The organism is Streptomyces sp. NPDC101160, assembly GCF_044768205.1.
In the GTDB taxonomy this organism is placed as follows: Bacteria; Actinomycetota; Actinomycetes; order Streptomycetales; family Streptomycetaceae; genus Streptomyces.
Genome location: NZ_JBIWPJ010000001.1, coordinates 390,922 through 402,791, shown reverse-complemented (window position 1 = coordinate 402,791; position 11,870 = coordinate 390,922). Strand labels below are relative to the sequence as shown.

Below are 11,870 nucleotides of genomic sequence, written 5' to 3'. Positions count from 1 at the left end.
CGCTCCATCAGTTGGTCCTCCAGACGGCGACACGCCAGCGGGACAGCCAGCCGAAGAGCAGGCCGCCGAGGAAGCCGGCGAGCACCAGCGCGCCGAGCAGCCACCAGCCGCGGCCGAGGCCGAAGGAGGCCACGTCGGAGGCCGCGCCGGGGCCGTCGACGACGTCGATCGCGAGCTCGACCGGCATGCCGGGCGTGGTCTTGACCGACGGGGGAGCGGAGAAGGAGTTGCTGACCTGGAGACAGACCGTCTCGGCGGCGGACTTGGTGTCGTCGTCCAGTGCGGCCGTGTCGTCCTTCTTCGGATAGCGCAGGCCGGTCGATATGACGTCGGTGCGCCCGTCGCCCGCCTCGGAGCCGCGCACGATCTCGCGGCCGTGCGTGGTGACCGCCCGCAGCAGCACGCCGTAGTCGTTGTTGACGGCCCGGTCGGCGGAGATGCTCACCGAGGCGCGCAGCTCCTGGCCCGGCAGCACGTTCACCTTGTAGAAGCGGTGGGCGCCGAAGACCTGCCGGTCGGTGTAGAGGCCCGGCTCGAGCGTCGGCGCGTCGGCGCAGCGCTCGGCGCCGTTCGTGGCGACCGGGGTGACGACCGGGTCGGCCGCGCGGTCGACCAGTTGCCGGACGCGGCCGGAGAGTTCCTCGGTGCGGTGCACGGAGGTGTAGGTGCCGCCGGTGGCCTCGGCGATGCAGGTCAGCTGACGCCGGGTCTTGGCGTCCGGGACCAGGCCGAGGGTGTCGATGACCAGGTGGATGCCCTGGGCGGCGATGTTCCGCGCCACCTCGCACGGGTCGAGCGGGGCGCAGGTGTCCTCGCCGTCCGTGATGAGCACGATCCGCTTGGTCGCACCGCCGCCCTGACCGTCCGCACCCTTGGCCGCCTCGCCCTTCTTGAGGTCGTCCGCGGCGCCGAGCAGCGCCGGGCCGATCGGGGTCCAGCCGGTGGGGGCGAGGGTGGCGACGGCGGTCTTGGCCTCGGTGCGGTCGAGCGGGCCGACCGGATAGAGCTGCCTGGTGTCCTTGCAGCCGCGCTCGCGGTCCTGGCCCGGGTAGTCGGCGCCGAGGGTGCGGATGCCGAGCCGCACCTCCTGCGGGACCGCGTCCAGAACTTCGTTGAACGCCTGCTTGGCGGCGGCCATGCGGGACTGTCCGTCGATGTCGCGGGCGCGCATCGAGCCGCTGACGTCGAGCACCAGCTCGACCTTGGGCGATTCCTTGGCGGAGTCCGCGGCCGCCGGTCCGTCGTCGGCGGCGGCACTGGTCGGGAGGAGCCCGACGCTCAGGGCGGCGACGAGCGCGCAGGCCCCGGTCGCCAGCCGTTTTCTCGTGATCATCGGAGGATCGTAGGGAGGATCGTCCGACATTCCAAAACCGGGGTGGGAACGGTGGCGGGAAAGGGGTTTGAGCGGGGGTCAGGACCGGCTGTTGAGGTAGCCGATGAGGGTCGCGCCCCACCAGCCCGTCTGGCTGACGGCGGCCGCGAGACCGGAGCGCACGAGCAGCCGGCGCGGCACGTCGGCAGCACGGTCCCGGAAGCGGTCGAGCAGCTGGCCGAGCCGGTGCGCGTACAGGCCGTTGAGGGTGACGGCGAGCACCAGGCCGAGCTTGACCAGGGTGAGCGGGGAGCCGAGGTCGGGGCGGAGGAAGAGGCCGGTGACGGTCAGTCCGCCGAGGCCCGCCCAGATCGGGGTCTGCAGGGCCGTCGCGGTGTCGAGGACGCTCGCGAGCGGGCGGCGGCCGGTCAGCCAGAGCACCGCGAACCAGTCGACCGCCAGCACCGAGCCCAGCCCGGCGACCAGGCTCGCCACGTGCAGGAAGCGGGCCACGGTCTGCAGGGTGGTGTCCGCCTGGACGTGCCCGGCGGTCCAGCAGGCGGCGGCGAGCACGACCGTCGCGCACACGCCGGCCGCCGCGAGCAGCCAGCCGGGCGTGAGGTTCCCGAGCTCGTTCCCGCGCGGCTCCTCGTGTGCTGCCGCGCCCGGCGTGACGGCGAGGGGACGAGGCGGATGCGGCAGGGGTCTCGGCATGACGGACGTCTTTCGGTTTGGCACGGGAGGAGCGTGGAGCGGTGATGGTACTTAGGTAAGGCGAAGCTAAGTATCGCACGCGTGTCCGTCAAGTCGACCGTGACGGGCATCGCACCCCCCGGGGAGCCGGAGCACCCGACGAGGTGGCATACCGTGAGGTGATCGACAGCGGGAGGACCGATGACCGGCCCAGGAACGGGCACCGCACCTGGCCACGGCGGCGGCTGGCTCCGCGACCAGGTCTGCGAGGGACTGCGCGACCGCATCATCACCGGACGGCTCAAGCCGGGGGACCGGCTGGTCGAGCGGGAGGTCGCCGAGGAGTTCGGCGTCTCCCGGGTGCCCGTCCGCGAGGCCATCCGCATCCTCATCGGCGAGGGCTTCCTGCAGGCCGTCTCCCAGCGCCGCATCGTCGTCCGTGAGATGACCCGCCAGGACGTCGAGAACCTCTTCGACATGCGCGAGGCCCTGGAGGTCCTCGCCGTGCGCCGCGCCGCCGAGCGCCGTACCGACGCCGAGCTCCACACCCTCGGCCGGCTGCTCGCCGAGGCCCGCGCCGCCACGACCGCGGGCGGCCCCGAGCGCCTGTCGCGCGCCAACGCCGCCTTCCACGCCCAGATCGTCCGCATGTCGCGCAACGAACTCCTGGTCAGCGGCGTGGAGTCGCTCGAGGGCCGGCTCCGCTGGCTGTTCCAGCAGGTCGACGAAGCCGGACCGCTGTGGGAGGAGCACCGGCTGCTGTTCGAGGCGATCGGTGCCGGCGACGCGGAGGCGGCAGCCCAGCTGGCGCTCGCCCATGTGCGCTACTACCGGCGGGTCGCGCTGCGGCGGCTCTTCGAGGACTGACGGCGCCGCGCTCAGAAGTGCAGCGCGCCGATGTCCCGGACGGTCCCGGCGAGGGCCCGGACCAGCTCGTTCTCGGCGTCGCGGCGCCATACCAGGGCGTAGGGAATCGTTCCCATCTCGGGAATCGGCAGAAAGCGCACGTGGGACATCGACCAGTAGCGGGTGACGTGCGAGGGGAAGGGGTGGACGATCTCGCCGGTGATGACGAGGCTGATCAGCTCGTCGGCGTTGGTGGCCCAGTCGATCCGCTCGATCGCCTTGCCTCGGGGGGTGTAGAAGGACAGGTAGCCGTCCTCCCAGTAGTCGGGCATGTCCGGGGCCATGGCGTGCGCGAAGTCGCCCAGCGCCTCGACCGGGACCCCCGGTCTTCCGGCGAGTTCGTGGTCCGCGGCGACGGCCAGCACGCGCGGGTCGTGGAAGAGGACCGGGCCGACGGTGAGATCGGGTTCGTCCACCGGTAGCCAGGTGACGAAGACGTCCATGTCGCCGTCGCGGAGCCTGGCGAACGGTTCGACGTACGGTGCCCGGCGTATCTGCAGCTCCCACTCGGGGTGGCGGGAGCGGAACGCCTCCCAGTAGCGGTGCAGGTCGGGCACGTTGAAGGGCATCATGCCGACCCGCAGGCGTGCGGTCTTGTCGCGGGCGGCCAGCCGGGCGCGTTCGAGACTGCCCTGCAGCTGCGCGTGGAGCGGCCGCAGATCGGCACACAGCTGCCGGCCGAGCGGGGTCAGCCTGATCTGGCGGCGGTTGGACCGGTCGAACAGCAGACCGCCGAGCCGTCGCTCCTGACGGCCGATCACCTGGCTGACGCGCGCCTGCGTGAGGTGCAGCCGGGTGGCCGCCCGGCCGAAGTGCAGCTCCTCCGCCAGAGTCAGAAAGATCTCGATCTCGCGCATTTCCATGTGCTGCCGAACCCCCGTCATAAGCCTGAGTTGGCGTACGCCCCGCTCCGGGAGGAGCTCGCCCGGCAGTTCGCCGAAGGCTCGGTCGACAGCGACCCGAAACTCGCCGCGGCCGCGCTGCTGAAGCTGGTCGACAGCGACGAGCCGCCGCTGCGCCTCCTGCTGGGCAGCATGGTCTACGACCTGGCCTTCGACATCGCCCGCACCCGGGCGGAGACCTGGTCGGCCTGGGAGCACGTCAGCCGGGCCGCGGAACACGCGATCGCCGGCCCGGCGTGACCGCCGGGAGGTAGCGACATGCCGTTCCTCGCCACGGGCGAGGTCGTTCACCGCTTCAACCGCGCCTTCATTCACCACGACGCCTCGCTGCTCGCCGACCTGCTCGCCGACGACTGAGTGATGGAGGCGAAGGGGCCGTCCCCCGACGGGGCCCGCTACGAAGGCCGCGCCGCGTGCCTGGAGTTCTGCCGAGCACGCGCCGAGGGCCGCACCGTGCGGGCGATCGGCGTGGCGCTGGCAGCGGACACCCTGTCGATCGCCGTCATGGAGGTCGCGGAGGCGGCCACGCCGCCCCCCCCACGCCCGCCACCACTGACCGCGCCGTCCGACGCACCCGTCCGGGCCGCCCGAGCCAGGGTCGAGGCAGGAGGGCCCGGCGTTTCGATGTGCCCCTGGGAGGGGTTGCTCTGCGACCCCTCCCAGGGGCACAGACGCGTGTGCGAGCAGGTCTGGCAGCTGCATGCCGACCTTCTCCGCGCGGTCACCTCGGGGCGTCGACGGCGCGACCTTGCCTGGTTGTGCGCTGTCGTGCCAACCCCTGGGCGCAGGAGGTCAACTCGGTCGGTCGGGTCCTTCGTAGCGTGAGGACGTGCCGAGCCGCGGACGCGGCGGGCACGTTACCGATTGCTTCGAGAGGACCCCTCATGTTCGACATCGCCACGGTGCACGCCGCTCCGAGCAAGGACCTGCTCACGCCCGACAACTCGGTCATGCTCTTCGTGGACCACCAGCCGCAGATGTTCTTCGGCACCGGCAGCGGCGACCGTGCCGCGATCATCAACAGCACGGTGGGTCTCGCCAAGGCGGCCCGGGCGTTCGACGTTCCGGCCGTCCTGACCACGGTCGCCGCCGAGTCCTTCTCCGGGCCCCTGCTGCCGCAGCTCGCCGAGGTGTTCCCCAAGAACGAGGTCATCGACCGCACCACGATGAACGCCTGGGAGGACGAGGCGCTCGTGGCGGCGGTCAAGGCGACCGGGCGCAAGAAGATCGTCCTGGCGGGTCTGTGGACCGAGGTCTGCCTCGTGCTGCCGGCGCTCTCGGCGCTCGAGCAGGGCTACGAGGTGTACGTCGTGACCGACGCCTCCGGTGGTGTCAGCCCGGCCGCCCACGAGCACGCACTGCAGCGGATGATCGCCGCCGGTGCCGTCCCGGTGACCTGGGTCCAGGTCCTCCTGGAGCTCCAGCGCGACTGGGCGCGCCAGGAGACGTACGGCGCGGTCATGGAGATCGTCAAGGCCCACGCGGGCGCGTACGGCCTGGGCGTCGTGTACGCGCAGAGCGTCATCGGCGCGCACGCGGCCGGCTGACCCCCGTGGACACCGGCATTCTGATCCTGCGTCTGCTGGTGGGCCTGCTCGTCGCCGGCCACGGTGTCCAGAAGGTCAGCCCGCATCTCGGCGGCAAGGGGCTCGACGGCGGCACCGAGGAGTTCCGTGCCGACGGCTTCCGAGGCGGTGCCCTCACCGCCCTGGCGGCGGGCGGCGGTCAGATCGGCTCGGGTCTGCTGCTCGCCGCCGGCCTCCTGACCCCGCTCGCCGCGACCGGGACCATCGGGGTCATGACCGTCGCCCTCACCGTGAAGTGGCACCACGGGCTGTGGGTGCAGAACGACGGATACGAGTACCCGCTCGTCCTCGTCGGCACCGCCGCCGCCCTCGCCGCCACCGGCCCCGGCGCCTGGTCCCTCGACGCGGTCCTCGGCCTCACGCCCTACCGGCTGTGGTGGGCCGCCCTCGCGCTCGCGGCCGGTCTCGGCAGCGGACTCCTCACCCGGCTCGCCCTGCACCGGCCCCCCGCTGACCCGGCGATCGCCGAGCGCTGAGCACGAGCCTCACCGACCGGGTCCGGCCACCCGCGTACCCCCGACCGGGTGGCCGGGCCCTTCCCACCCTCTCTCTCCCGAACAGGAGCACCCGATGGACACCCTCACGACCCCGCACGGCGGCGGTCAGCCGCTGCTGCACCAGAAGGGTGCCGAGACCCAGGCGTTCGGCACGCTCAAGCAGCTGCCGATCGGCCTCGGCCACGACACCCGCATGTACGCCTGCCAGCGGCTGAACCGCGTCCTCGCCGACACGCAGATCCTCTACTCCCTCTACAAGAAGCACCACTGGCTCATGCGCGGGGCGACGTTCTACTCGCTCCACCTGATGCTGGACAAGCACGCGGAGGCCCAGCTCGCCATCGTGGACGCGCTGGCCGAGCGGGTCCAGAGCCTCGGCGGCGTCGCCGTCGGAGACCCGCGCCACGTCGCGGAGCTGACGGCGATCCCCCGTCCGCCCGACGGCGTCGAGCCGGTGCCCGTCATGCTGTCGCGGCTCCTCGACGGGCACGAGCGGGTCCTGATCGACGCGCGGGACGCCGCCGCCCGGCTCTCCGAGGAGGGCGACGAGGGCAGCGCCGACCTGCTCGTCTCCGACGTCATCCGCACCGGCGAGGCGCAGGTGTGGTTCCTGGCCGAGCACCTCGTGGACACCCCTCTGGTGCGCGGCTGATGGACACGTACGACGTCGTCGTGGTCGGCGGCGGACCGGCCGGCGAGGTCGTCGCCGACCGGACCGTCCGGTCGGGGCTGACCGCCGTCGTCGTCGAGGCCGAGGCGGTCGGCGGCGAGTGCTCCTACCGTGCCTGCGTTCCCAGCAAGGCCCTGCTGCGACCCGGCGCCGCACGGGCGGAGGCCCGCTCGGTCGACGGGGCCCGGCAGGCGGTCACGGCGGCACTCGACCCGGCGCGAGTCCTGGCCCGCCGTGACCGCTTCACCGGGCGCGGCGACGACACCGGCCAGGCCGACTGGCTCGACGGGGCGGGCATCGCGCTCGTACGGGGGCACGGACGGCTCGCCGGTGAGCGCCGGGTGGAGGTGACCGGGGCCGACGGCATGGTCCGCACCCTGCGGGCCCGGCGCGCGGTCGTGGTCTGCACCGGCACGGAACCCGCCCTTCCGCCGATCGAGGGGCTCGACCGGATCGGTGTGTGGACCAACCGGCAGGCCACTACGGCCGACGCGGTGCCCGAGCGGCTCGTCGTCATCGGCGGGGGAGTGGTGGCCTGCGAGATGGCCACCGCGTGGCGCTCGCTCGGCTCCTCCGTCACCGTGCTCGTCCGCGACCAGGCCCTGCTGACCGGCTGGGAGCCGTGTGCCGGCGAAGAGGTCACCCGGGGGCTGAGCGACCTGGGCGTCACCATCCGCTTCGGGGTGTCGGCCGTCCGGGTCGCCCGTGACGACGACACCCGCACGGTGACCGTGCACACCGACGACGGCACCACCCTCGTCTGCGACGAGGTCCTCGCCGCCGTCGGCAGGCGCCCGCGCACCGCGGACCTCGGCCTCGACTCCGTCGGACTGCCGGCGGGCGACTGGCTTGCGGTCGACGACACCTGTCGGGTCGCCGCGGTCGGGGGCGACTGGCTCTACGCCGTCGGCGACGTGAACCACCGTGGCCCGCTGACCCACATGGCCAAGTACCAGGCCAGTGCCTGCGCGGCGGCGATCGCCGAGCGAGCCGCCGGGCGCCCCGCCGATACCGGCGGCCGGCAGCCGTGGAGCGCGGAGGCCGACCACATCGCCGTCCCACAGGCCGTCTTCACCCGCCCCGAGGTCGCGAGCGTGGGGCTCACGGAACGCGCGGCACGCGAAGCGGGTCTCGCGGTACGCGTGGTGGAGTACCGCATCGACGACGTCGCCGGCGCCGCGCTCCACGCGGACGACTACCGCGGCCTCGCCAAGCTCGTCGTCGACGAGCCCCGAGGAGTCGTCGTCGGCTGCACGCTCACCGGCCCGATGGCGACCGAGCTCATCCACACGGCCACCGTGGCCATCGTGGGCGAGGTCCCTCTGGAGCGCCTGTGGCACGCCGTGCCCGCCTTCCCGACGGTGAGCGAGGTCTGGCTCCGGCTCCTGGAGGCGTACGGCCGCTGAGGCGAGACTCCGCCGCCCGCCGCCTGCCGCCTGCCGCCTGCCGCCCCGCCCGGCCCGATCGGAGCACCCTCCTACCCGCCCGCCGCACCCGCTCGGTGCGCCCTCCCGCCCGACCGAGCGCACCCGAACGTTTCACCAGCCGACAAGGAAACCCCATGCATCCCACGAGGCGCTCCCTCGCCCTCGGCCTCGCCCTGCCCGCAACGCTCGCCGCCCTGGTCGGCGCCGGACCTGCCGCACCCGCGAGCGGCCCGGTCGCCGCCGGCACCGACCGGCACGATCCCAAGCCCACGATCGTCCTGGTCCACGGAGCGTTCGCGGACGCCTCCAGCTGGAGCGGCACGATCCGGCGGCTGCAGCACGCCGGCTACCCCGTCCTGGCCCCCGCCAACCCGCTGCGCGGTCTCGCACAGGACACCACCTATCTGCGCAGCGTGCTGGCCGCCGTCGACGGCCCCGTCGTCCTGGTCGGCCACTCCTACGGCGGCGCCGTCATCAGCGGTGCCGCGGTGGGAAACAGCCGGGTGAAGGCCCTCGTCTACATCGCCGCGTTCACCCCGGACAAGGGTGAGAGCGCGGCCGAGCTCGCCGCCAAGTTCCCCGGCTCCACCCTCGGCGACACCGTGAACCCGCGGTCGTACCCGCTGCCCGGCGGTGGCACCGGCACCGAACTCGTCATCGAGCGGTCCAGGTTCCCTCAGCAGTTCGCCGCCGACGTCCCCACCGCAGACGCGGCCGTCATGGCCGTGACCCAGCGCCCGGTCGCCACCGCCGCCCTGGAGGAGAAGGCCGGGGAAGCGGCCTGGCGGACGATCCCGTCCTGGGCGCTGATCGCCACCGCCGACAAGAACATCCCGCCGGCCGCCGAACGGTGGATGGCCCGGCGCGCCGGTTCGCAGATCACCGAAGTGGACGCGTCCCATGCGGTCGCGGTCTCCCGCCCGGCCGTGGTCACCCACGTGATCCTCGCCGCCGCGCGGGCGACTCGCTGACGCGCCGACCCATTCCATTCCATCCCGTCCCGTACATCTCCCGAAGGAGAACCCCTCATGAAGAACCGCCCGGTCCTCGAACCCGCCGCCCAGGCGTTCGCCGACGCCACCGCCCAGCCGCCGTACCTCTACCAGATCCCCGTCGCCGAAGGCCGCAAGGCCGTGGACGACGTCCAGAGCGGCGAGGGCGTTCCCCTGCCGGACGTCGACGAGGAGTGGATCACCGTCCACGGCGGACCGACCGGCGACGTCCGCGCCCGGATCGTCCGCCCCCGCGGAGCGACCGGCCCGCTTCCCGTCATCCTCTACATCCACGGCGCGGGCTGGGTCTTCGGCAACGCCCACACCCACGACCGGCTCGCCCGCGAACTCGCCGTCGGCGCCGGGGCGGCCGTGGTCTTCCCCGAGTACGACCTCTCGCCCGAGGCGCGCTACCCCGTCGCGATCGAGCAGAACTACGGCGTCGCCCAGTGGGTCGCCCGCGAGGGCCGCCACAAGGACCTCGACGGCACCCGGATCGCCGTCGCGGGCGACTCCGTCGGCGGCAACATGAGCGCCGCCCTCACCCTCATGGCCAAGGAGCGCGGCGATGTGACGCTCGTCCAGCAGGTCCTCTTCTACCCGGTCACCGACGCGAGCTTCGACACCGACTCGTACCACCGGTTCGGTGAGGGCTACTTCCTGCGCCGCGACGCCATGAAGTGGTTCTGGGACCAGTACACGACCGACGAGGCCGAGCGCGCCCAGATCACCGCCTCGCCGCTGCGCGCGTCCACCGAGCAGCTCACCGGCCTGCCGCCGGCCCTGGTGATCACCGCCGAGGCCGACGTCCTGTGCGACGAGGGCGAGGCGTACGCGGCGAAGCTGCGCGCCGCAGGCGTCCCCGTCACGGCCCTGCGCGTCCAGGGCGTCATCCACGACTTCGTGATGCTGAACGCGCTGCGTGAGACGCGGGGCGCCGAGCTCGCCATCGGCGTCGCCATCGACATCCTCCGCAAGGTCCTCGCATGACCGGGCCTTCGACGAGTATGCCGGTGGCGGGTCTCGTGCCCGCCCCGCGGCGGGAACACGAGCACGCGGATCTCCTCGTCCGCAACGCCAAGGTGTTCACCGGTGACCCCGACCGTCCCGAGGCCCGTGCCGTCGCGCTCCGCGACGGCCGGGTCGCGGCCCTCGGCGACGACCACGACCTCGGGCACCTCGTCGGGCCGGGCACCAAGGTCGTCGACGCGCTGGGCCGGCGGGTGGTCCCCGGCCTCAACGACTCGCACCTGCACGTCATCCGGGGCGGCCTCAACTACGTACTGGAGCTGCGCTGGGACGGGGTGCGCAGCCTGCGCCGCGCTCTGGCCATGCTGCGCGAGCAGGCCGGTCGCACCCCCAAGGGGCAGTGGATCCGGGTGGTCGGCGGCTGGACCGCCGAGCAGTTCGCCGAACGCCGGATGCCGACCGTCGCCGAGCTGAACGCCGCCGCCCCCGACACCCCGGTGTTCGTCCTGCACCTGTACCAGTCGGCCCTGATGAACCGGGCCGCGGTGAAGGCCGCCGGATTCACCCGCGACACCCCCGATCCCCGCGGCGGGCAGATCGTCCGGGGCCGGGACGGCGAACCCAACGGTGTCCTCCTCGCCGCGCCGAGCGCCCTCGTCCTGTACTCGACGCTGGCGAAGGCACCCGCTCTCGACGAGGCCGACAAGCGGACGTCGACGCGTCACTTCCTGCGCGAGCTGAACCGCTTCGGACTGACGTCCGCGGTCGACGCCGCCGGCGGCTTCCAGAACTTCCCCGACAACTACGCGACGGTCGTCGACCTCGCCCGGTCGGGCGAGCTGTCGCTGCGGATCGCCTACCACCTCTTCCCGCAGACGGCCGGTCAGGAGCTTGCCGACCTGAAGCGCTGGACCGAGATGGTCAAGCCCGGGGACGGGGACGAGTGGCTCCGGCTGAACGGCGCGGGTGAGAACCTGACCTGGTCCGCCGCCGACTTCGAGAACTTCTCCGAGCCGCGGCCCGAGCTCGCCGCGGGCTACGAGACCGAGTTCGAGAGCGCCGTACGGCTCCTGCTCGAGAACGGCTGGGGCTTCCGGCTCCACGCGACGTACGACGAGACGATCCGGCGCGACCTGGCCGTCTTCGAGAAGCTTGCCTCGGAGGGACTCTTTCCCGGCGGCAACCGCTGGCTCTTCGACCACGCGGAGACCGTCTCGGCCGGCAGCCTCGACCGGATCGCCGCCCTCGGCGGCGCCGTCTCGGTCCAGAACCGGATGTCCTTCCAGGGCGCCGCGTTCCTCGACCGCTACGGTGCCGAGGCGGCCGCCCACACCCCGCCGGTCCGGGCCATGCTCGACCGCGGCCTGACCGTCGCCGCCGGAACCGACGCCACCCGCGTCTCCTCGTACAACCCCTGGGTCGCACTGCACTGGCTGGTGACCGGGCGCACCGTCGGCGGCACCGCGCTCTACCCGGCCGGGAACCTGCTCGACCGGGAGACCGCCCTCGGCCTGTACACCAGGGGCGGAGCGCAGCTCACCGGCGAGCAGGACGTCAAGGGAACGCTGCGAGAAGGCCGCTACGGCGACCTCGCGATCCTCTCCGACGACTTCCTCACCGTGCCCGAGGACGTCATCCCCGGCATCGAGTCCGTCCTCACCGTGGTCGGCGGCCGCATCGTCCACGCGGCCGCGGAGTACGAGGGACTCGACGAGACCGTCCCGCCGGTGAGCCCCGAATGGAGCCCCGTGGCCCACTTCGGCGGCTACCAAGGGGGCGCCTACCAGGCGTCGCTCGTCGCCGATGCCGCCGCCGAGTCCGAGGAGCACCGCCGGTGGCGCGTCGCGCGCGGCTCCGTCCCCGACGTACAGCCGTCGTTCGTCGACCCCTGCTTCGAGCACTGAAAGAGAGACATC

General features: G+C 72.9%; 12 protein-coding genes. 9 read left to right on the top strand and 3 right to left on the bottom strand.

Annotation, left to right across the window (positions count from 1 at the left end):
• Positions 1 to 7 precede the first annotated feature (7 nt).
• Positions 8 to 1,333: a VWA domain-containing protein gene (locus tag ACIRSU_RS01840; protein WP_403788137.1), complete on the bottom strand. Its 1,326-nt coding sequence runs from the start codon at positions 1,331 to 1,333 to the stop codon at positions 8 to 10.
• A 78-nt stretch (positions 1,334 to 1,411) separates the two neighbouring features.
• Positions 1,412 to 2,026, bottom strand: coding sequence for a hypothetical protein (locus ACIRSU_RS01835; protein WP_403788135.1), 615 nt, complete (start codon positions 2,024 to 2,026; stop codon positions 1,412 to 1,414).
• A gap of 180 nt (positions 2,027 to 2,206) precedes the next feature.
• Here ACIRSU_RS01835 and ACIRSU_RS01830 point away from each other — a divergent pair, with 180 nt between their 5' ends.
• Positions 2,207 to 2,872 carry a GntR family transcriptional regulator gene (locus ACIRSU_RS01830; RefSeq protein WP_403788133.1) on the top strand — a complete coding sequence of 222 codons (666 nt, stop codon included), beginning with the start codon at positions 2,207 to 2,209 and terminating at the stop codon, positions 2,870 to 2,872.
• 11 nt (positions 2,873 to 2,883) lie between these two features.
• On the opposite strand, the gene ACIRSU_RS01825 is transcribed toward ACIRSU_RS01830, so the two are convergent.
• Positions 2,884 to 3,768, bottom strand: a complete 885-nt coding sequence (locus tag ACIRSU_RS01825; protein ID WP_403788131.1) for a LysR family transcriptional regulator — start codon at positions 3,766 to 3,768, stop codon at positions 2,884 to 2,886.
• A 36-nt stretch (positions 3,769 to 3,804) separates the two neighbouring features.
• Here ACIRSU_RS01825 and ACIRSU_RS01820 point away from each other — a divergent pair, with 36 nt between their 5' ends.
• The 8 genes from ACIRSU_RS01820 to ACIRSU_RS01785 all read left to right on the top strand — a co-directional run bounded on the left by ACIRSU_RS01820 (position 3,805) and on the right by ACIRSU_RS01785 (position 11,858).
• Positions 3,805 to 4,053, top strand: coding sequence for a hypothetical protein (locus ACIRSU_RS01820; protein ID WP_403788129.1), 249 nt, complete (start codon positions 3,805 to 3,807; stop codon positions 4,051 to 4,053).
• Positions 4,054 to 4,697: 644 nt separating this feature from the next.
• Positions 4,698 to 5,360: a hydrolase gene (locus ACIRSU_RS01815; protein ID WP_403788127.1), complete on the top strand. Its 663-nt coding sequence runs from the start codon at positions 4,698 to 4,700 to the stop codon at positions 5,358 to 5,360.
• A gap of 5 nt (positions 5,361 to 5,365) precedes the next feature.
• Positions 5,366 to 5,875 carry a DoxX family membrane protein gene (locus ACIRSU_RS01810; protein ID WP_403788125.1) on the top strand — a complete coding sequence of 170 codons (510 nt, stop codon included), beginning with the start codon at positions 5,366 to 5,368 and terminating at the stop codon, positions 5,873 to 5,875.
• A 94-nt stretch (positions 5,876 to 5,969) separates the two neighbouring features.
• A complete protein-coding gene (locus ACIRSU_RS01805; RefSeq protein WP_403788123.1) occupies positions 5,970 to 6,548 on the top strand; it encodes a Dps family protein in 579 nt (192 codons plus the stop codon).
• Positions 6,548 to 7,972 (top strand): dihydrolipoyl dehydrogenase family protein, encoded by a 1,425-nt coding sequence (locus ACIRSU_RS01800; protein ID WP_403788121.1) that lies wholly within the window; start codon positions 6,548 to 6,550, stop codon positions 7,970 to 7,972. The genes ACIRSU_RS01805 and ACIRSU_RS01800 overlap by 1 nt, the downstream gene beginning before the upstream one ends.
• A gap of 155 nt (positions 7,973 to 8,127) precedes the next feature.
• Positions 8,128 to 8,964: an alpha/beta fold hydrolase gene (locus ACIRSU_RS01795; RefSeq protein WP_403788119.1), complete on the top strand. Its 837-nt coding sequence runs from the start codon at positions 8,128 to 8,130 to the stop codon at positions 8,962 to 8,964.
• A 57-nt stretch (positions 8,965 to 9,021) separates the two neighbouring features.
• Positions 9,022 to 9,975, top strand: coding sequence for an alpha/beta hydrolase (locus ACIRSU_RS01790; protein ID WP_403788117.1), 954 nt, complete (start codon positions 9,022 to 9,024; stop codon positions 9,973 to 9,975).
• Positions 9,972 to 11,858, top strand: coding sequence for an amidohydrolase (locus ACIRSU_RS01785; RefSeq protein WP_403788115.1), 1,887 nt, complete (start codon positions 9,972 to 9,974; stop codon positions 11,856 to 11,858). The genes ACIRSU_RS01790 and ACIRSU_RS01785 overlap by 4 nt, the downstream gene beginning before the upstream one ends.
• Positions 11,859 to 11,870 lie beyond the last annotated feature (12 nt).